Source organism: Bordetella avium, from assembly GCF_034424645.1.
Lineage (GTDB): Bacteria > Pseudomonadota > Gammaproteobacteria > Burkholderiales > Burkholderiaceae_B > Bordetella > Bordetella avium.
On the sequence record NZ_CP139969.1, the window covers coordinates 622,209 to 642,180 of the forward strand.

The 19,972-nt window shown below is 60.7% G+C and carries 15 protein-coding genes; 8 read left to right on the forward strand and 7 right to left on the reverse strand.

From position 1 onward, the window contains the following. The first annotated feature begins 3 nt into the window (after positions 1 to 3). From U0029_RS02940 to U0029_RS02950, 3 genes are all read left to right on the forward strand, one after another. Positions 4 to 1,044 (forward strand): polysaccharide lyase, encoded by a 1,041-nt coding sequence (locus U0029_RS02940; protein ID WP_114852924.1) that lies wholly within the window; start codon positions 4 to 6, stop codon positions 1,042 to 1,044. Between the two features lie 56 nt (positions 1,045 to 1,100). Further along, complete coding sequence (locus U0029_RS02945) at positions 1,101 to 2,072, forward strand: arsenic resistance protein (RefSeq protein ID WP_114852925.1); 972 nt, start codon at positions 1,101 to 1,103, stop codon at positions 2,070 to 2,072. A gap of 177 nt (positions 2,073 to 2,249) precedes the next feature. Then, positions 2,250 to 4,160, forward strand: coding sequence for an LTA synthase family protein (locus U0029_RS02950; RefSeq protein ID WP_114852926.1), 1,911 nt, complete (start codon positions 2,250 to 2,252; stop codon positions 4,158 to 4,160). A gap of 173 nt (positions 4,161 to 4,333) precedes the next feature. On the opposite strand, the gene U0029_RS02955 is transcribed toward U0029_RS02950, so the two are convergent. The 5 genes from U0029_RS02955 to U0029_RS02975 all read right to left on the reverse strand — a co-directional run bounded on the left by U0029_RS02955 (position 4,334) and on the right by U0029_RS02975 (position 8,808). Next, positions 4,334 to 5,044 carry an ABC transporter ATP-binding protein gene (locus U0029_RS02955; RefSeq protein WP_012418476.1) on the reverse strand — a complete coding sequence of 237 codons (711 nt, stop codon included), beginning with the start codon at positions 5,042 to 5,044 and terminating at the stop codon, positions 4,334 to 4,336. After that, entirely contained in the window at positions 5,041 to 5,829 is a 789-nt protein-coding gene (locus tag U0029_RS02960) for an ABC transporter ATP-binding protein (RefSeq protein WP_114852927.1), read from the reverse strand. Before U0029_RS02960 ends, U0029_RS02955 begins: the two co-directional genes overlap by 4 nt. Beyond that, complete coding sequence (locus tag U0029_RS02965; RefSeq protein WP_039052258.1) at positions 5,822 to 6,688, reverse strand: branched-chain amino acid ABC transporter permease; 867 nt, start codon at positions 6,686 to 6,688, stop codon at positions 5,822 to 5,824. Before U0029_RS02965 ends, U0029_RS02960 begins: the two co-directional genes overlap by 8 nt. Positions 6,689 to 6,691: 3 nt before the next feature. Then, entirely contained in the window at positions 6,692 to 7,573 is an 882-nt protein-coding gene (locus U0029_RS02970) for a branched-chain amino acid ABC transporter permease (protein ID WP_114852928.1), read from the reverse strand. An 80-nt stretch (positions 7,574 to 7,653) separates the two neighbouring features. After that, positions 7,654 to 8,808, reverse strand: coding sequence for an ABC transporter substrate-binding protein (locus U0029_RS02975; RefSeq protein WP_114852932.1), 1,155 nt, complete (start codon positions 8,806 to 8,808; stop codon positions 7,654 to 7,656). A 516-nt stretch (positions 8,809 to 9,324) separates the two neighbouring features. Between U0029_RS02975 and U0029_RS02980 the strand changes: the two genes are divergently transcribed. Then, positions 9,325 to 10,221 (forward strand): alpha/beta hydrolase, encoded by an 897-nt coding sequence (locus U0029_RS02980; protein ID WP_114852929.1) that lies wholly within the window; start codon positions 9,325 to 9,327, stop codon positions 10,219 to 10,221. Between the two features lie 366 nt (positions 10,222 to 10,587). Beyond that, entirely contained in the window at positions 10,588 to 11,877 is a 1,290-nt protein-coding gene (locus U0029_RS02985; protein WP_012418470.1) for an O-acetylhomoserine aminocarboxypropyltransferase/cysteine synthase family protein, read from the forward strand. Positions 11,878 to 12,356: 479 nt separating this feature from the next. On the opposite strand, the gene U0029_RS02990 is transcribed toward U0029_RS02985, so the two are convergent. Next, entirely contained in the window at positions 12,357 to 12,497 is a 141-nt protein-coding gene (locus U0029_RS02990; protein WP_158308704.1) for a hypothetical protein, read from the reverse strand. 253 nt (positions 12,498 to 12,750) lie between these two features. Here U0029_RS02990 and U0029_RS02995 point away from each other — a divergent pair, with 253 nt between their 5' ends. From U0029_RS02995 to U0029_RS03005, 3 genes are all read left to right on the forward strand, one after another. Beyond that, complete coding sequence (locus U0029_RS02995) at positions 12,751 to 13,371, forward strand: DUF4198 domain-containing protein (RefSeq protein WP_012418468.1); 621 nt, start codon at positions 12,751 to 12,753, stop codon at positions 13,369 to 13,371. A 373-nt stretch (positions 13,372 to 13,744) separates the two neighbouring features. Continuing rightward, positions 13,745 to 14,878, forward strand: coding sequence for an MFS transporter (locus U0029_RS03000; protein WP_114852961.1), 1,134 nt, complete (start codon positions 13,745 to 13,747; stop codon positions 14,876 to 14,878). Between the two features lie 35 nt (positions 14,879 to 14,913). Beyond that, positions 14,914 to 15,525, forward strand: a complete 612-nt coding sequence (locus U0029_RS03005; protein WP_114852962.1) for a gamma-glutamylcyclotransferase — start codon at positions 14,914 to 14,916, stop codon at positions 15,523 to 15,525. A 13-nt stretch (positions 15,526 to 15,538) separates the two neighbouring features. Here the strand turns inward: U0029_RS03005 and U0029_RS03010 are convergent, their stop codons facing one another. Beyond that, positions 15,539 to 19,588: a two-partner secretion domain-containing protein gene (locus U0029_RS03010; RefSeq protein WP_236824177.1), complete on the reverse strand. Its 4,050-nt coding sequence runs from the start codon at positions 19,586 to 19,588 to the stop codon at positions 15,539 to 15,541. Positions 19,589 to 19,972 lie beyond the last annotated feature (384 nt).

Genomic DNA, 19,972 nt, shown 5'->3' on the forward strand with positions numbered 1-19,972 from the left:
CTTATGCACCGCTCTTCTTCCCGGGGACGTTCCTGCGTTTTCCGCCGCCTGGCTGCCTGGGCTGTTCTAGGCATTGCCACAGTGTCGGCCACGCTGGTTTTCGCCGCCGAATGCGAGACGCCACCGCCTGCTGAACGCAACATCCGGGTAATGGGGTATTACCGCGATGCGGCCTCATCCGTCATCGATCCGGCGCTCAAGGTCGAAAATAAAGCAGCGACACGGCCTTTCAGGCGTTTTGTGGAAGGGCTGGCCACGATGTCGGATGCGTACATCGGCCGGCATGACGAGGGCGCGGCGCGCTGCGCCTTGTCGTGGCTGGATGCCTGGGCAGAGGGCGGCGCCATGTTGGGTCAGATGATTCGCGTCAACAATGACCAATCTGAGTATGTGCGCCAGTGGACATTGGGCGCGGCCGGTATTGCCTATTTGAAAACGCGCCGGGCGGCCACGCCTGACCAGCGCAAAGTGATTCAGGCCTGGCTGAAGCAGCTCGCTCGCGCCACCCTGGTCTATTGGGAGAGCCCGAAACATAAACGCAACAACCATTATTACTGGACGGGCCTGGGGGTCTTAGCCGCTGCGCTGGCGACCCATGACCAGGGTTTGCTGGATAGCGCCCGCAGCATCTATCAGCAGGGCATCGATGACATTCAAGCCGATGGCAGCTTACCGATGGAAATGGCCCGCAAGCGCCGGGCGCTGCACTATCACGATTACGCCATCGCACCCTTGGTGATGATGGCCGAGCTCGCACGCTTAGAGGGCCAGGACTGGTACGCCTACCGGCCGCAGGCCCTGGAGCGTCTAGCCGAGCGCGTGGCGACGGGCTATCAGGACCCGTTCTGGTTCAATCAGCAGGCTGGCGTGCGTCAGGAGCCGGTCCGGCCGTCGGGCTCCAGCGGCTGGGTGGAGTTTTACCGGCTGCGTTCGCCGCATCCTGAGCGCTTTGAAACCCTGCACGAACAGGGGCCGTTTCGCGATCCCTGGATGGGGGGAGACCTGACCCTGATGGCGCGAGAGGGCATTACCGGCGCCCATTGACTGCGCCTGCTACGATCGGCCCGTTCGGGGCTGCTCTGCCCCTGCCCGGATAAGCCATGTCTTTCGACCCGTGCCGCGCCTTTCTCGAGGCCCGCCAGATTTCCATCTATTTTGCTGCGGTTTTGAGCGCTTTTCTGGCGGCCTGGGTGCTGCCGGGCATGCGGGGACTGTCAGCGGCGATCGATGCTTTGCTGGCCCTGATGCTCTTCGTCACCTTTGTGCAGGTGCCGATGGGCGATGTGGGCCGGGCTTTGAGCGATCTGCGTTTCGTGGGGACTTTGCTGCTGGCGAATTTCATTGTCCTGCCCGCGCTGCTGGCGCTCTTGTTGCCCTGGGTGCCGGGCGACCCCTTAATACGGATAGGGGTGCTGATGGTGCTGCTGACCCCCTGTATCGATTATGTCGTGACCTTCGCCCATCTGGGACGCGCCGATGCCCGTTCGCTGCTTGCGGCCACCCCCGTGCTGTTGCTGTGCCAGATGCTTTTGCTGCCGTTTTACCTAGGGTTGTTCCTGGGTGAGGAGGCTGCGCGATGGATAAGCTGGGAGCCGTTTGCGCATGCCTTTGTCTGGTTCATCGCCCTTCCGCTGGCCCTCGCCACGATTTGCCAGTTCTGGGCGGCGCGTGGGGCAGCAGGAAAAAGAGGGGTGCGGTGGCTGGGCCTCATGCCTGTGCCCGCGACAGCAGCCCTGCTCTGGGTGGTGGTGGCGTCGGTCACGCCTGAACTGGGCCAGGCCTGGCCTGCCGTGGGCGAAGTCGTGCCGGTCTATGCCGCTTTCGCCTTGCTAGCGCCTATTGCTGGCTGGTTGACCGGGTGGATGTTGTGTTTGCCGCCAGAGCAACGGCGGGCGGTGGCGTTCAGCAGCGCGACGCGTAACTCCCTGGTGGTGCTGCCGCTTGCCCTGGCGATTCCGGGTGCGCTGCCCGTCTTGCCTGCTGTCATCGTGACGCAGACACTGATCGAGTTGCTGGCCGAGCTGGTCTATGTGCGCGCGGGCCGCAGGGGCTCGCCTGATGGGCGGGGCTGAAAAGCTTGCCATCCAAGGGCGTCACTGAAACAATCTGCCCTGTTTTCGCGGAGAAAGAGGGCATGAGCCCGCCCGGAGGCCGGCTGAAAACCTCGCCTCCTCATAAGAATTTGACGCTCTTTCCTTTATGGTCGCCCGTTTGATGGAAGGCTCCCTCAGGGTTTCAGGTGGCAGGTAATGTATTCACAGATTGCAGTGTTTATCGGAGCCTCGCTGCTCTTTCTGACGGCGTGCCGTCTGGCCTTGATGGTGTGGCAGCGCGAACGGGTGGCCGAATCCCGGCATCCCTGGCAGATACTTCTGGGCGGCTTGCGCATTGATGCCCACCTTATCGGTGTTGCCGTGGCCTTGCCCCTGGCCCTGGCGCCCTGGTTGGGCGATGCCCCGGCGGCCATCACCATCAATGGTATCTGGCTGCTGATCGCGTGGTCGCTGATTTGCCTGCTGGAGTTTTCCACGCCGCAGTTCATTATCGAATACGACACCCGGCCCAATCAGTTATACGTCGTCTATCTGAAGTATCCCAAAGAGGTGTTCTCGATGCTCTTCAAAGAGTATCGGCTGGCCTTGTTTCTGGGGGTGGCCGCCTTGCTTGGCATGGTGGCGGCGGGTCATGCCTTGCTGGGCACGGCCTGGCTCTTTCCTGAGCCGGTGTTTTCCTGGTGGTGGCGGCCTGTCCTGACGCTGGGCGGCATCGCCGCTTGCGTGCTGGCGATCCGGGGCACCTTGCAGCATCGCCCCATCAACCCTTCGACTGTGGCTTTTTGCGGCGACGGCATGATCAATGCGCTCGCGCTCAATTCGCTCTACAGCGTGATGTACTCGGTGTACTCCCTCAAGAACGAGGCGTCGGCCAGCAGCGCCTACGGCGATATGGACGAAACCGAAGTCCAGACCCTGGTGCGTGCAAGCTCGCGCATTCCTGGGCCCATTCCCGAGGGCGGCATTCCCACCTTGCACCGCCAGACCCCGGCCGCGAAACCGGCGAAAAAGCGGCATTTGGTGCTGATCGTGGAGGAAAGTCTGGGCGCGCAATTCGTCGGCCATCTGGGCGGCAGCGGCTGCACCCCGGAAATGGACAAACTGGCGCCCATCGCCTGGGCGTTTCAGCATGCTTATGCGACAGGCACGCGTTCGGTACGAGGGCTGGAGGCGCTGGTGGCGGGCTTTCCGCCTTCGCTATCGCAGGCCGCTTTGCGCCTGCCCGGCGCGCAATCGCGTTTTTTCACCCTGGCTCAATTGCTAGGCACCCAGGGCTACCGCAACGGCTTTGTCTATGGCGGCGAAGCCCACTTCGACAATATGAAGGCTTTTTTTCTGGGCAACGGTTTTACCGAGCTGTATGACCAGAAGACCTTTATCAATCCGGCCTTTGTCGGCACCTGGGGCGCCAGCGACGAAGACATGTTCAACCGCGTGCATGCCATTCTCGACAGCGCGGGAGACGAGCCCTGCTTCATTCTGGCTTTCAGCGTCAGCAACCACTCTCCCTGGGAGTATCCGCAAGGGCGCATCACGCCAGTGGGCGATCCGGCTTCGGTGGGGAATACAGTGCGCTACGCGGATTGGGCCATCGGGCAGTTTTTCGACAGGGCGCGCAAATCCGATTACTGGGATGACACGGTTTTCCTCGTGACAGCCGATCACGATGTGCGGGTGGGCGGCAAGCAGCGCATTCCCCTGCGCCATTTCCATATCCCCGCCCTGATTTTGGGCGGGTCGGTGCAGCCCAGGCTGGATGATAGGGTGATCAGTCAGATCGATTTGCCGGTGACGCTGCTCTCGCTATTGGGCATTGAGGGCGAGCATCCCATGATCGGCTTTGACCTGACCGACCCTGAGGCAGGCGGCCGGGCCCTCATGCAGTACGGTGATGTTTATGGCCTGTTGCAGCAGCAAATCTTGACCATTCTGGAGCCGGGCAAGCCGGGTTCGCAGTACCGCTATGAAGGGGGCGATTCCTATACTCCCATCGAGCCGGCCGATCCTGCCGCCGTGCGCTGTGCGCTGGCCCATGCGCTGTGGCCGCAGCAGGTTTACCGTGACCAGGTTTACACCTTGCCCCATCTGCTCAAGAGCCGCCGCTGATCTTTCATGCCCGGGTAGCGGCAGCGCCTCGCTGCGGGGTTCGCCGCAGCAGGCTCTTCCTGCTGGGTCGTCACGACCTTGGCGCCGAGACCACGCCACTGAGCAGGGGAGCGTCTGCCTTGCGCGAGCACGGCAGGCGGTTGTGATCCGCCTGCCGGCTCGTATGAGGGAGCTTAGGCTCCCAGATAGGCTTCCAGCACGCGCGGATGGCCCAGCAGTTCGCGGCCGCTGCCCTCCAGCGCCATCGCCCCGTTTTCCAGCACATAGCCTTTCTGAGCGATCTTGAGCGCCTGGCGCACGTTCTGTTCGACCAGGAAGAGGGTCAGGCCATCGGCGTTGATGGCGCGCAGCGAGCGGAAGATATCCTGCACGACGATGGGCGCCAGCCCCATCGAGGGCTCATCCAGGAACAGCAGGCGCGGCTTGGCCATCAGGGCGCGGCCGATGGCAAGCATCTGCTGTTCGCCGCCCGAGAGGTTGCCGGCCATGCCGTGGATGCGCTCTTTCAAGCGGGGAAACAGCGTGAACACATATTCCAGATCGGCGTCGAGGTTCTTCAGACCACGGCGGTAGGCGCCTAGCTCCAGGTTTTCCAGCACCGTCATGGTGGTGAGGATGGCCCGGCCTTCCGGCACCTGCACGATCCCGCGCGACACCAGTTGGTGCGGCGCCAGATTTGTGATGTCTTCGCCTTCGAAGATGATGCGTCCGGCCGCTTTGGGCAGCAGGCCCGAGAGGGCCAGCAGCGTGGTGGATTTGCCCGCGCCGTTGGCGCCAACCAGCGCGGTGATTTCACCGGCGCGCAGATCGAGATCGATCCCGCGCACCGCTTCGATGTGGCCGTAGTTCACTTCGAGGCCACGGACTTCCAGCATGGCGCTCATTGCACGGCCTCCGCCTGTTCGGTGTCTTCGTCGTCTTCGCGGCCCAGATAGGCTTCGATGACCTGTTCGTTGTTGCGGATTTCTTCCGGCCCGCCGCAGGCGATGATCTTGCCGAAGTTCAACACCGCGATGCGTTCGCACAAGCCCATCACGAAACGCATATCGTGCTCGATCATGAGGATGGTGTAGCCGCGCTCGCGGATGGCGAGAATCTCGCGCATCAGCTCGGCGCGCTCTCCCGTGTTCATGCCGGCCACCGGCTCGTCCAGCAGCAACAGCTTGGGCTCGGTGGCCAGCGCGCGCGCCAGCTCGAGACGGCGCTGTTCGCCATAGGAGAGGTTGTCGGCCAGATCGTTGGCCTTGTGGTCCAGGCGCATCCAGCTCAGCAGCTCGTGCGCGCGCTCGCGAGCGCGGCGCTCGTGTTCGCGAAAGCCGGGCAGGCTGAACAGCAGGCCGGGCAGGCCGTAGTGCATATGGCGATAGGCCCCCACCACCACGTTTTCCAGCAGCGTCATCTCCTTGAACAGGCGGATGTTCTGGAAAGTGCGGGCGACACCCATGCGGGTGATCATGTGCGGTGGGCGCTTCAACAGGCTTTGGCCGTTGAAGGTGATGCTGCCGCCGCTGGGCGGCAAGAGGCCCGTGATCAGGTTGAACACGGTGGTCTTGCCGGCGCCGTTGGGGCCGATCAGGCCGAAGATACTGCCTTCGGGAACGGAAAGATTGACGTCATGTAGCACATGCAGGCCGCCAAAACTCTTGGAAACGGAGGTCAGCTCAAGCATGGCGCTTGCCTCCTTGACGCAGCCAGCGCTTGAAGCGCGCCGGGTCCCAGATGCCTTGCGGCAGGAACAACACGATCAACACCAGGATCACTCCATTGATGACCAGGCGGAAATCCGCAAAACCGCGCAGCAGCTCGGGCAGAACCGTGATGATGGTGCTGCCCAGTACCGGGCCAACCAGGCTGCCGATGCCGCCGAGAATGGCCATGGTCAGGATTTCAACGCCGCGATCGAAACCATATTCGTTGGGGCCGATGAAGAAGGTCAGGTGGGCGTTCAACGCACCGGCCAGACCGGCGATCATCGCGCCAGCCACGAAAGCCAGCATCTTGTTGGCCCGCACGTCAATGCCCATCAGGCCGGCGGCGGTTTCGTCGCCACGAATGGCGTCAAAAGCGCGGCCGATCTTGGAGCGGCGGACACGCCACAGGATAAACAGCACGATGACCAGTGCCAGCACCACATGCCACCATTGCGTGACCTGAGGAATGCCGTTCAGGCCCAGCGCGCCGCCGGTGATCGTGTCGGTGTTCAGGATGACCACGCGCACCACCTCACCAAAACCCAGCGTTGCCATGGCCAGATACACGCCTGACAGCCGTAGTGTTGGCAGGCCGATGAGGGCCGCCACGACGGCGGGAGCCGCCATGCCGGCGGCCAGCGCAACCGGGAAGGACACGTCGTAATTCATGGTGAGCAGGGCGGCCGCGTAGGCGCCAATGCCCATGAAGGCGGCGTTGGCCATGGCCAGCATGCCGCAGGCCAGGGTCAGCCAGATGGAAAGCGCCAGCAAGGCATTGGTGCCCAGCGTGAGCACCAGGTTGCCGTAGATAGCCCAGAAATTCTCGAATCCGCTCATCACTTATGCCTTGCGTTGAACCACTTTGCCGAACAGACCCTGTGGGCGCACCAGCAGAATCAGGAAGAGCAGGCCGAATGCCACCGCATCGCGCATGGTCGAGCCGACATAGGCGACCGACAGCACTTCTGCAAATCCCAGGAAGAGGCCGCCCAGCATGGCGCCGCGAATATCGCCCATACCGCCCAGGATGATGACCGCGATGCCCTTGTGCAGCATGGGTTGGCCCATGAGCGGGAAAAGCGCGTTGGAGTACAAGCCGATTAGTACGCCGGCGATGCCGCCCAGCGCGGCGGCCGCGAAAGAGGTCGTGATGAACAGGCGTTCGACGTTGATGCCCAGCAGCCAGGCGGCCTTGGGCGATTCGGCGATGGCGCGCAGCGCGCGGCCGAATTGGGTGCGGCGCATGACGAACATCAGCACGGCCATCAGCGCGAAGGACAGGAAAATGATGCCCAGCTCGATAACGGTCAGGTGCAGGCCGGCGATTTCGATAACTTCTTCGGGAACGGTGCCGTGCGGAAAACGCAGGTTGCTGGCGCCGAAGATGCCTTGCGCGGCATTGTTCAGAATGATGCCTACGCCTATGGTGGCGATCATCGGGATCAGGTGGGGGGCATTGCGCTTGCGCAGCGGTTTGAGCACCAGATAGTCGATGAGCATGCCGGTCAGGCCCGCGACCAAAAAGGCCACGATCAGCGCTGCCCACAGCGGCAGGGACAGTTGCTCAACCACGGTCAGCGCAGCATACGCGCCCACCATGAAGACGGCGCCGTGGGCCAGATTGATGACGCCCAGCACGCCGAAGACCAGTGTGAATCCCAGCGCGAAGAGGGCGTAAACGCTGCCTAGCGAGAGCGCGTTGACGAATTGTTGTTCCAACATGGAAGGACTTCCCAAATCAAAAGCGCCTTGCGGGCATTTGTAACCCGCAAGGCGTTCAGCTTCCCCGCAGGGGGAGGCACTTACTTTTCAATGACGTACTTGCCGTCCTTGGTCACGCTGACGATCGGCGCCTGGTCGGCGTCGTAACCGGCGGGCTTGCCTGCGCGGTCGTTGGCTTGACGGAACTTGAAGGGGCCAGTGGCGCCAGTCCATTGCACCGAGGGCAGGGCATTGCGCAGGGCCGTGCGATCTTCGGCGATCTTGCCGCTGAGCTTGGTGTGCTTCAGGGCTTCGGCCACGATGTGCAGGGCGTCATAGGATTGCGCCGAGAACTGGTCGGGCGCGTTGCCGAACTTGGCCTTATAGGCTTCGATGAACTTGGTGTTTTGCGGCGTCTTGTTCTCGATCGACCAGGGGCTGCCGATCCACAGATTGTTCGACGCGCCGCCAGGGGCCAGCTCGAAAATCTTGACCGAGTTCATGCCATTGCCACCGATGACCGGCACGTTCAGGCCCAGTTGGCGGGCCTGCACCATGATGGGGGCGCCTTCGGCCAGCAGGGCCGACAGCACCAGCGCATCGGGGTTGCTGCCCTTGATCTTGGTCAGCTGAGCCTTGAAGTCCACGTCGCCCTTGGCGAAGGTTTCGGTGGCGGTGACCGGAATCTTCTGGTCTTCCAGGGCCTTCTTGAAGTTGTCGTAGCCGCTCTTGGTGAAGACGTCGTCGTTGCCATACAGCACGGCCACATTCTTCAGGCCGGTCTTGGCTTTGACGGTCGAGATGGTCGCGGGCAGCACGTCGGCTTCAGTAACCGAATTGCGGAACACATAGTTGCCGATCGAGGTGATGCCGTCAGCGGTGTTCGAGGTGCCGAACACCACCGTCTTGGCGGCTTGGGCGATCGGGTCGGCGGCCTGAGCCGAGTTCGACAGCGTCGGGCCGAAGATCATCAAGACGTTGTCTTTGAAGATCAGCTTTTTGAAAACGTTGATGGCTTCTTCTTTCTTGCCTTGTTCGTCTTCGATGATCAGTACCAGCTTGTCGCCATTGATACCGCCGGCGTTGTTGATCTCATCGGCTGCCAGTTGGAAACCGTTGCGGATCGACGTGCCGTATTGGGCGGCGCCACCCGAAAGGGCTTCGGCCACACCGAGCTTGATGTCGGCAGCGTGAGCGGCCGGGATGAGGCCGGCGGCGGCAAGCGCGACGAGGAGTTTCCGGGTATTGAATTGCATGATGGTTACCACCCTCTGATCTGTCTCGAATAGCGATTTATTGGTTCCGGGCAGGATGCTGCTTCTGCCGGGTGATCGAAGTTGCGCGCAAAGTCAGCAGTCTTTTTCGATCAAGAGCCTGAAGAATACCTGTTTGGCCCGGGGGAATTGCGAATATAGCTACTAAAAGTTGCTGTTGGATGTGGGTTTTGTACAAATTATGCGGCGGCCCTAGGGTAAACCCGCAATAAAATTGTGCGACTTGCCTTGTTCACGCGATTTCAGTTCGCGGCCTTCGCACACCGATAAAAGCAGTGGCCGCGATTTCCTGGGGTCTTGAGCGGCAATTCCCGGCCGCTGACGTCCGGGACGCGGCCCGGGTCCAGGCGCCTCGCCGCCCGGCAGGCCGCTGTTTCGCTTGATGGCGCAATCTGTCTTCTAAGCGAGCGGCCCGCTAGGGTAGTATCGTGGCGCGGCGCCGCTGCGGCGTTTCAGGCCGGTTGGCGCCGGCCTGTCCCGACCTTTATCAGTGCCAGGATGCTGCCCATGACTCTTTCCGCCGGTATCGATCTTTTTTTCGCTTCGCTGGCCGAACGCGAGGTTGAATACAACGCCCGCGCTTCCGTGCCTGACTTCGATGCCTGTGTGCGTCGCTATGCGCAATCGGCGGCTGCCATACGTGCCAGCCGGCCCGGCATTATCGATCTGCGCTACGGCATGGGCGCCGATGAAAGACTGGACCTCTTTCCGCCTGCTGCTGCGGCAACGCCCGCGCCCCTTTTTGTTTTCATCCATGGTGGTTATTGGCGTGCGCAGCGCAAAGAGGATGCGCCCATCATGGCTGGCGTGTTGAACGCGGCCGGCGCGGCGGTGGCAACGCTGGAATACACCCTGATGCCCGAAGCGACCATGGGAGAGGTGGTGCGCGAAATGCGTTCAGGACTGGCCTGGCTTTACCGCAATGCGGCTGCCTATGGTCTTGATCCAGAGCGTATCTATATTGGCGGCAGCTCGGTGGGTGGCCAGTTGGTCGGGATGTTGCTGGCGCCCGATTGGCCGGCCCGTTATGGCGTGCCCGACAACATCATCAAGGGCGCGTTGGCGCTGAGCGGCCTGTTCGACCTGCGGCCGCTGTGCGATATCAGCGTCAATCAGTGGCTGCGCCTGACGCCTGAACAGGCGGCCCGGCACAGCCCCATGTTTAATCTGCCCCAGCAGTCCTGCCCTCTGTTGTTATCAGTGGGAGGGCTTGAAACCCGGGGATTCAAGAACCAGACCGCCGCTTTCGAGGCGGCTTGGCGTGAGCGCGGTCTGTCCTGCGAACACATCGCGGCCCCCCATTGCAACCACTTTGACCTGTTGTGCGAGTTGGAACTTCCCGCCAGCCCGATGACACAGGCCTTGCTGAACATGATGGGCTTGCAGGCCGATTAAGCCCTTCGTTTGCTGAGCCGAGCACATACGCGGGCAGGGCGATCTTGCTTTGCTCACCCTGTGCAGCGCTTGCCGCATAACACATGGGCTGTTCGTCCTATCGCTCCAGGCCACCCGTCAGCGCCTAAGGCGGCTAGCCGCTGCAGGCAGACCCCTGATGCCGGGCCAGCCGTGCGGCCTACCTGATTTGTCTTGCAAGCTGCGCCAGCCAAGGCCTGCATGGGTTTTGCCGCTGCGAACAGGCGCTGTTCCGCGATGGGCTCGGCATCAGGTTCTGGCCGAGCACGACCGCTTGACGATCTATCGCTTTCTCCATGGTCTCCTTACAATCCGGGGCAGACCGATAAACATAATGAGGAGAAAGTCTTGAGCGAGCATCAGAAATGGCGCCTCGAAACCATCGCGGTGCATGGAGGCTACCGTCCCGACCCGACCACGCGGGCGGTGGCCGTGCCGATTTACCAGACGGTGGCCTATGCGTTTGACGACACCCAGCATGGGGCAGACCTGTTCGATCTGAAGGTGCCGGGCAATATCTACACGCGCATCATGAACCCCACCACGGATGTGCTGGAGCAGCGCGTGGCGGCCCTGGAGGGCGGCATCGCCGCGCTGGCGCTGGCCTCGGGCCAGGCCGCGGTCACCTATGCCATCCTGACCATCACCGAGGCGGGTGACAACATCGTGTCCTCCAGCACCTTGTATGGCGGCACCTACAACCTGCTGGCGCACACCCTGCCGCAATACGGCATCAGCACCCGCTTTGCCGACCCGCGCGATCTGTCCACGTTCGAGCGCCAGATCGACGAGCGCACCAAGGCCATCTTCGCCGAGTCGGTGGGCAATCCGCTGGGCAACGTCACCGACATCGCCGCGCTGGCCGAACTGGCCCACCGCCACGGCCTGCCGCTGATCGTGGACAACACCGTGCCCTCGCCCTATCTCTTGCGCCCCATCGAGCACGGCGCCGACATCGTCGTGCAGTCGCTCACCAAGTATCTGGGCGGCCACGGCACCAGCCTGGGCGGCGCCATCATCGACTCGGGCAAATTCCCCTGGGCCGAACACAAAACCCGCTTCGCGCGCCTGAACCAACCCGACGTCAGCTATCACGGCGTGGTGTACACCGAGGCCTTTGGCGCGGCCGCCTATATCGGGCGCGCCCGCGTGGTGCCGCTGCGCAATACCGGCGCGGCCATCTCGCCTTTTAACGCCTTCCAGATTCTGCAAGGCATCGAAACGCTGGCGCTGCGCGTGGACCGCATCGTCGAAAACGCCGTCAAGGTGGCGACCTTTCTGCGCGGCCACGACAAGGTCGAATGGGTCAACTATGCCGGCCTGGCGGATCACCCCGATCATGCTTTGGTGCAGAAATATATGGCGGGCAAAGCGCCGGGCCTGTTCACCTTCGGCGTCAAGGGCGGGCGCCAAGCCGGCGCGCGCTTGCAGGACGCCTTGCAGCTCTTCACCCGTCTGGTCAACATCGGCGACGCCAAGTCGCTGGCCACCCACCCGGCCTCGACCACCCACCGACAGCTCAACCCCGAAGAACTCCAGCGCGCCGGCGTGCGCGAAGAAACCGTGCGCCTGTCCATCGGCATCGAACACATCGACGACCTGATCGCTGACCTCGATCAGGCGCTGGCCAAGGTGTAGCAGGCAGCCCCCGCCTCGTTCAGGGGCGGAGTTTGCTCAGGCGCAAGGTCTGGCGCATGGCTTTCCCGACCTGCCGGGCAACGGATTTGGGCAGGGTTAGGCAAGCCGCCGCGCCGCAGGGATTTGATCGCTGCTTCGGCAAAGACTGTTGCCGGCATTTCATCGCGTTTGATACGTGGGCAGCCGCGCTGTCATTTGCGGTTGACACAGCTATCGGTCCGCTCCTGATCCATGCGTTTGATCCGCTCCGTGTCGGTGGAGGCTGGGCTTTGGCTTCTCGTGGCGCGAGCTTGTCGCCCAGATGGCGTTGCTGCAGCCAGGCCAGCGCTGGCGTGGCGATGAGGGATATTGCCCTAAGAGCCCTGCAAGCATGAGCGCCCCGCGCATGAGTAAGGCCTTAGCGTGGTAGGGCATGGGCAGTCCGAGCGCTAGGATTCGATCAGACTGCATCAGGCAGGGGTGAGGGGCCCCGCGGCGGCTTAGCCCGCCGCGCTACGGTATTCGGCCACATCGAAACTGACCTCGGCTTCGGGCAGTGCGCCGGACACAGGGGCTTCGGCGGTGGGCACGCCTAGCAGCAGCAATTCAGCGCTAATCAGGCCTTCGATAAAGCTCGACATTATTCTCTCCTTCGGAATCGGCGCGGTGAAATACCTGCAGCAACGAGAGCTCATCCTCCGTCCGGGTGGGGGAGGCGTCTATTTGTTTGTTCCAATCACTCCCATAGTCCTATGGTTGTTCGTCAAGGTAGCAAAAATATTAATTAATAATGATTATAATTTTCATTAGCATGGGAGCCGGGCTAGCTGGTCTGTCCCATCGCACGGCGCGCCGTCGGGGACGCGCCGCAACATTTCACGATAAGGAAACATCATGCGCATCATCAAATCCGTCGCCGCGCTTGCCCTGCTGGGCTGGACCAGCATGGCCTCGGCGCATTTTTTGTGGATCGAGCCTGCTGGCGACACCAAGGTTCGCGCTTACTTTGGCGAATGGGCAGATGATTTGCGTGAAAAGACCGATGGCCTGCTCGGCCAGGTCATCAATGGGTCTACCCGGCTCAACGGCAAGGCCGCCAAGCCGGCCGCTCGCGGCACCGACTATGTCGAGTTCGAGGCCAGCGGTGAAACCCGCCTGGGTCAAACCGTGCTGTTCAAGGAAACGCTGCTCGAATATGGGGCCCGCCTGGGCCGCCAAGATGTCAAGAATCTCTTGCCGTTTGAACTGTCGCCGACGGCTGCCGGGGGTAACACCTTCGTGCTGAATTTTGACGGCAAGCCTTTGGCCAAGACCGAGGTCACCGTGTTCGGCCCGCCCAAGTGGATGAAGCAATACCGCACCGATGAAGCCGGCCAGATCACCATCGACACGCCCTGGCCTGGCCAATATGTGCTCGAAGCGGGGCACACCGTCGATCAGGCCGGCAAGCATGATGGCAAGGACTACAAGAAAGTCCGCTATGTCACCACGCTGACCTTCGAGCGCGCGAAGTAATTCCCATCGAGCTATCCGGCCCTTGCCGGGCAGCTGTGGCGCCGGCCCGCCGGCGTCACGATCTCCCGGCGTTGCGCATAAGACACAATCTGTTCATCCCGGCCGAATATTCCCCATGCCGGAATGGTTCGCGCGTTGTTTTGATCTGCGCTTAACTCGCCCCGAACCCGTGCCGACTCGTCGCATACGGCACCGATTTTGGCGCCAAGCCAGTGTTTTTCATCTACCTTTGGGTAAGACTTCTTACCTCGACAATCAAAGAAGATGGGCACAGAATCATGGCAATTACGCCGTGTCTAAGCCATCCCAGACCCCCTCGCACAATTATTCCAACCCTGTTTTCAGAGGGGCTGCTTGGCTGTGTTTGCTGGCGATGATGAACCATGTGGCGCTGACCGGCGGACGTATTACGGTTTCGCTGACGGCGCTGCAACTGGGTCTGTCGACCTTCAAAGTCGGCACACTGGTGGCGGTGTTCGCCGTTCTGCCCATGCTGTTTTCGGTTCATGCCGGGCGCTGGGTGGACAAGGTCGGCATCTTCCGGCCCTTGGCGCTGGGCACCTCATTGGTCACCGTCGGCACCCTGCTGCCCTTTCTGTCTCAAACCCAGATTGCGCTGCTGGTGGCCTCCTGTTCCATCGGTATCGGCTTCATGCTGCATCAGGTCGCCACTCAGGATTTACTGGGTCATGCCGAGCCAGAGCAGCGTTTGCGCAACTTTTCCTGGATGTCGCTCGCCCTGGCCGGATCGGGGTTTTCCGGTCCGCTGATTGCCGGGCTGGCCATCGATCACCTGGGCAACCGGCTGGCCTTCGGTCTGTTGACCCTGGGGCCCCTGTTATCGGCGGCCGGTCTTTATCTATTGCGCCAGCGTTTGCGTGCCGCTGACCGCGCCCTGGCCGGTGCCAGCAGTGCGCGCGCGGCCGAGAAGCGGCGCGTCACCGAATTATTGGCGGTGCCGCCCTTGCGTCGCATTTTGATGGTCAACACCATTTTGTCGGGTGCCTGGGACACGCATCTTTTCGTCGTGCCGATTTTCGGCGTAGCGATCGGTTTGTCGGCCACCACGATCGGCTTGATACTTGCCGCCTTTGCGGCGGCAACTTTCGTGATCCGCTTGTTATTGCCCTTTATCCAGAATCGTGTGCGGGCCTGGACACTGGTGCGCGTGGCCATGGCGACGGCGGCGATCGACTTCATGTTTTATCCGTTTTTCACGGATGTGGGCGTCCTGGTCGCGCTGTCCTTCATTCTCGGGCTCGCTCTGGGATGCTGCCAACCGAGTATGCTGTCATTGCTGCACCAGTATTCACCCCATGGGCGGGCCGCTGAAGCGGTGGGCGTACGCATGGCGCTGATCAATGCTTCGCAGGTCACGCTGCCGCTGGCTTTCGGCGCCTTGGGCGGGGTTATTGGCGTAGCGCCCTTGTTCTGGGCTTACTCCCTGGCGCTGATGGTCGGGGGCTGGTTCAACCGCAATCCTCCGCAAGACTCGGAATCGTCGTGACTACGCCGTCTACCCCGCCTGTTGCGCAGCCCCCTGTGTCGGGCGCCTCCAGGTCTTTTCGCCTTTGGACGCCCGAAGAACGCCAAGCGTCGCTGCAACAGGCCCTGTCTCATTGGCGCGAGGGCCAGGATCTTTGGGTGTATGGCTATGGATCGCTCATCTGGCGGCCCGATTTCGCTTTCGAAGAGCGCCGTCTGGCCACGCTGCGCGGCCATCATCGGGCGCTTTGCCTCTGGTCCCGGGTCAATCGCGGTACACCCGAGTGCCCCGGTCTGGTGTTCGGCCTGGATCGCGGCGGCTCCTGCCGTGGCGTTGTTTACCGCCTGGCCGGCGCGCAGGTGCCCGACTATTTTCCCGCGCTCTGGGACCGCGAAATGTCCACCGGCGCCTACCTGCCGCGCTGGCTCGGTTGTGAAACCGAGCAGGGCGTGGTTCAGGCGCTGGTGTTTGTCATGAATCGCGACAACCCAGGGTATGTCAGCACGCTGCCCGAAGATGAGGTCGTGGCCATCATTCGGCGCGCTGCGGGCCGTTACGGCCCCTGCACGGATTATGTCGTCGAAACCGCCCGGGCACTGCGTGAGGCAGGCATCCGCGATGCGCGGCTCGATGTGCTGGCCCGCCGTTTGATGAGCGGTCCCGAGTAACCGGGACCCACCATCAAGTCGGCTTTTTGGGCGTATGCACGGTAATGATGCAACGGGAATCGACGGCATCGCTATTGGTATTCAGCGAGGTGCTGTCCTCACCCTGCGGCGTGCTATAGCACGAGCGATTCAGGCGATCGTCGCGCAGCCGGGCCGGGTTGATGAAATCAAAAGCGCGTTCCTGGGTGTCTGAAATGACCGGCAATTTCTCGCTGGCCGGCAATTCGCCGGGAATCGTCGGAAACACAAAGTTCGATGCGCTGACCTTGACCTCCTGTTGAGGCGTTGTCGGAGGCACGATGGTCCCGGAGGGCTGCGGCGTAATCACGGCCGCTGGCGCTACCGGAGATACATTTCGGGTTCCGCTCAGATCCGGGTCGACGATCAAATCCGTCGGCAACACTACTACCGGTGCGGATGCCGATACGGCGGACACTGAGGGTGTAGGAGCGGATAAGGCGACTGTACGCAGCCCACCTGTTCTGGAAGTCACTGTCGTCGTATCGGTTGGCGTCAGGCCGGCATAATTGGCTACACGCCCTTCATATTGGTTATTGCCACCGGGATTGACGCAAGCGACATCGCTATAGCATTTGTATTCATCCGTGAAAAACTGAATCTGATCACGAGAGGTTGCCTCAAACGCATTGGTGTTTTTGCTGGCATAACCCGTGATGTTGGCGTTGCCTGCCACATCCAACGTGGCGGCGTAACTATTGAAGCTTGCATTGCTTGCCCGCCCTCTGGCGTCAAAATTACCGCCTACCCTGATAGGCGCATCCTGGTAGGTGCCGGGTGTGACCGTTACCGTGGTTGTCTGCACCGTCGCACCGTCACGGCCAAGTCTTCCAAATACAGGAATAAATCCTCCCGAGCCGTACCAGACCAGGGTCGCGCCTTCTGCGACATTAAATCCATCGCGGCAGGAGCCAATCCCATTGGCGGCGCAGGGGACGCCGAACCTTCCGCTGGGCGCGTAAATCGTCGAATTGCTGTTGTCGGTCTGGGTGCTGAATGTCGCCGCCGAGTCGAATTTATCGACCCGCGCGCTAAAGTCCCGGCCTACCGTAACGCTGCCCTGTCCGGCATAGTTCTTAAAGCTGACGAAGGCGGGGTCGCTGGCGCTCTGGCGTCCCAGTTGCAGATTTCGGCCCACCTGGATGGCGCCCTTGTTGTCGATGTTGCGGCCATAGAGCGCCAGATCCTGCACGGCGTCTATCTGGCCCGAATTGCTGAAGCTGCCATTCGTGCCGGCCGAGGCCGCCACGGTCAGTTCACCCAAGCCGCCCAGCACCGCTCCCGCCTGATTGACGAAGTTGGTGTATTCAAGCGTTGCATTGGTCCCGACAAGCAGGTTTTGATTCGTCCAGTTTTCGAACTGCAAGCGGCCGGAATCGACGGCAAGCTGTCCCGCATTGGTGATCGTGCCGTTGCCTTGCCCTGTCGTGGCTTTCAGCGCCATCACGCCGCTGGCCGAATTATTCAGCGTATTTATTGAGCTGACTTCGGCATTGTTCTTGGCTTGAATCGTTCCGCTATTGTCCAGGGTCTGGATTTGTTTTAGTACGAGGGCGTCGGCGCTCACGTTTCCTGATTGGGTAAGCTGGGCGATATCCGTGAACTGTCCAGATCCCATCGCCAGCTTGGACAGCGCATCGATATTCAACTGCCCCACTGCGCTGGCTTGCATGTCTGCCGCCGACACATCGGTTTGCGTTATGTTCAGCGTATCCGTCGTTCCCAGCGCCAAGGTGTCGATGCCCTGAATTCTGCTCTTGCTCAAGGCGATGAGGCCTGTGCCGTCCCGACTGCCGCGCAAAGCCACATCATTACCCGACAGTTCGACGTCGTCATAAGCCTGCTGGCGTGCCTTGACTGTCAGCGTCGGCGCATTCAACAAGGTTTTGCGGCTAGCCTCGACCGTATCGGCGGTGATGGACAGGGAGTTCGCCGTTTGAATACGGGCATTGTCCAGCGTGGTCTTGCCCGAAGTGTTGATCCGCAAATCGTTTGCGTTGAGAGCGAGATTGGTCAATTGCGCGGTGGTGCTGTCCACCGCCAGCGAGGCGGCGCGCACCTGGCCGGTCAGTGTCACGTCGTTATCGAAAGCAAAACTTGCCGTGCCGCTTTCTATCCATAGATTCCCCTGAGAGGAGAACTGCCCGCCTGCAAGCACGGCACCATTTTTTACGTTGATATTGCCCGAGTTTTCGATACTGGCAACGCTGTTGGCATTCATCGTCTGAGCGACCAGACGCCCCTGATTGAGAAAGGATGACAGGCTGCCCAGCGTCATAGCGGTGCTTGCCTCTACCTGAGCACCCGCCAAATTATTGAAGCGATTGGTATTGCTGATATCAAGTGTTCCGGTCTTGATTTTTCCGGCGTTAATAACATCCCCGCTGTTGGCGACAGACAGTGTAGTGGCGGTCATATCGCCGGCATTGCGAAATACGCCGCTAGTCCCCGCCAGGGCGAAGGTGTCGGTGCTCCAGCGGCCCGAGTTTTCCACGTCAGCGACATTCGTCAATTCGACGCCGGTGGTCTTGATGTTGCCGGTGTTGCTGAGGGTTCCCGTCACATCGGACAGGCGAAGGTTGCGCGCGACTATGCCCCCCTCGTTCTGAAATGACGCAGCCCGATCGAGCACCAGATCCTGGCTCAGGGCGATGTCTCCACTATTGCTGAATTGCCGAATATTGTTCATCTCCAGCTTGTCGGCGATCAACTGTGTGCCGCCGGTCAGCGATACATCTGCGTTAGGACGGGCGGTGACGACAAGATTGTCGGATTCGAGCGTGCCCCGATTCAGGGCGAGCGTATCGAAATCGGAGATATCAAAACCGGTATAGGCCAGACGCCCGCCATTGATCGCAATCTGATTGGCGCTGATTTCGCCTTTCGCGCCACGCGCATCGACGCTGGAGAGGGTCGCATTCTGAGCAAGCAGGCTCATATCTCCACGAACGGTAACCGAGTCCATGGAGAGGGAGTCCGTCGTAGCAACCATGCCGTTCTTCGTGTCGAAGGAGGAGGCGGCCAATTGCGTATCCAGGGCCTTGATGTCGATATCGCTGGCCACGGAAAACATACCGTAAGTCTGAAGATTGTTTGCGACGATATTCAGTTCACGCGAGTCGGTGCTGGTCTTTTTGATCGACAGATCATCCGCAGCGAAGGCCATGGTCCCATTGGCGATCCAGCGCCCCGATGTCACATCGATGGCGCCGCTCTCGGCGCTCAGGAATATATTTCCCGTGCCGGTCAAAGAAAGATTGGTGACGTCCAACTTCCGGGCATTGGTGTATATCGTGATGTCGCCATCGGCCAAAACATTCGGCACCCCCACATAGTCGCCCAGTGCCGCGTCGAAGGCCCCTCCCAGGCTGCGGGTGGTGCGATCCTCGATGCCATACACCCCGCGCACGATATTGAAGGCGACGTCTTTGCCATAAATGGGTGAAAGCAGCTTTATCTGCTCGGCAACCAGGTTGACATTGCTGTCAGGGGCGCTAAGGCCCGCCCCGGTTATGTTGATAAAGCTCTGGCCGCTGTTGGTGTCCAACTCATAGGTGCCGCTGGCATTGCGCGAGAGGGTGCCGGCGCCAAGCGTCAGATTGTTGGTGTTGATGAACCCACAGCTATTACAAATGACGCCATTTTTGCCGACCATGACCAGATCTGCCGCCTGCCCGGCGATTTCGACCAGACCGTTCAGCTTGGTTGGAGCATTGCCAATATTATCGAGAATAATAAGATTGGCGCTTGTTCCGCCGAGGGCCTCATTGCGTTTTACCCCGCCGATCAATTTTGTGTCTGTATTTTTTGTCGCGTTGTTCAAAACAACGCCCAGGGCTTCAAAGCTGGAAAACTGATTATACGAGGCCTTGTTGGCGTCGGGGCGATTAATATTGATCAGGGTTGCCGAGCCGACATTCGAGACGGCGCTGCCATTGGTGGGCACGACTTGAGCATGCGCAAGCGTATTTCCGAACAGTAAAACGGGAAAGATGGCTGCGATCGACAAACGGGCGCGTGGAAAGGGCAGGATAGGGTGTTTCATGGCGCTGAGTCTCATCAAAAAAGAACTTCATCGACAACTACACTGACTGACGCCTTTGCGGATAAGGCGATACGCCAGGCATGGCGGGTATCAAAAATTCCTGCTCGTTCAGGCCATGCTCTGCGGCTGCCGTGTTTGTGATGACTACGGATAGGTAGGGGAGCGATGGCGCTACTTGAACCGTCGGTGGTCTCTGGCCCGTATCTGTCGCTATCTCGCAGGCGCTAATGTTTCCCGTCAGATTAGTCTCTATTCGGGAGGATAAGAATCAGGAACCAATTTTAATTTGCAATTAATAATTATTAAAAGTTAAATTTATTCGCAAATTGTCGATCAATAATTAATTTATACCATTGGCTTGACGAGAAAGTAATGGTAGAAAAC

Coding starts and splice junctions, on each gene's coding strand:
- U0029_RS02940 (WP_114852924.1), top strand. CDS start 4: ATGCACCGCTCTTCTTCCCGGGGACGTTCCTGCGTTTTCCGCCGCCTG.
- U0029_RS02945 (WP_114852925.1), top strand. CDS start 1,101: ATGTCTTTCGACCCGTGCCGCGCCTTTCTCGAGGCCCGCCAGATTTCC.
- U0029_RS02950 (WP_114852926.1), top strand. CDS start 2,250: ATGTATTCACAGATTGCAGTGTTTATCGGAGCCTCGCTGCTCTTTCTG.
- U0029_RS02955 (WP_012418476.1), bottom strand. CDS start 5,044: ATGAGCGCCATGCTGGAAGTCCGTGGCCTCGAAGTGAACTACGGCCAC.
- U0029_RS02960 (WP_114852927.1), bottom strand. CDS start 5,829: ATGCTTGAGCTGACCTCCGTTTCCAAGAGTTTTGGCGGCCTGCATGTG.
- U0029_RS02965 (WP_039052258.1), bottom strand. CDS start 6,688: ATGAGCGGATTCGAGAATTTCTGGGCTATCTACGGCAACCTGGTGCTC.
- U0029_RS02970 (WP_114852928.1), bottom strand. CDS start 7,573: ATGTTGGAACAACAATTCGTCAACGCGCTCTCGCTAGGCAGCGTTTAC.
- U0029_RS02975 (WP_114852932.1), bottom strand. CDS start 8,808: ATGCAATTCAATACCCGGAAACTCCTCGTCGCGCTTGCCGCCGCCGGC.
- U0029_RS02980 (WP_114852929.1), top strand. CDS start 9,325: ATGCTGCCCATGACTCTTTCCGCCGGTATCGATCTTTTTTTCGCTTCG.
- U0029_RS02990 (WP_158308704.1), bottom strand. CDS start 12,497: ATGTCGAGCTTTATCGAAGGCCTGATTAGCGCTGAATTGCTGCTGCTA.
- U0029_RS02995 (WP_012418468.1), top strand. CDS start 12,751: ATGCGCATCATCAAATCCGTCGCCGCGCTTGCCCTGCTGGGCTGGACC.
- U0029_RS03000 (WP_114852961.1), top strand. CDS start 13,745: ATGATGAACCATGTGGCGCTGACCGGCGGACGTATTACGGTTTCGCTG.
- U0029_RS03010 (WP_236824177.1), bottom strand. CDS start 19,588: ATGAAACACCCTATCCTGCCCTTTCCACGCGCCCGTTTGTCGATCGCA.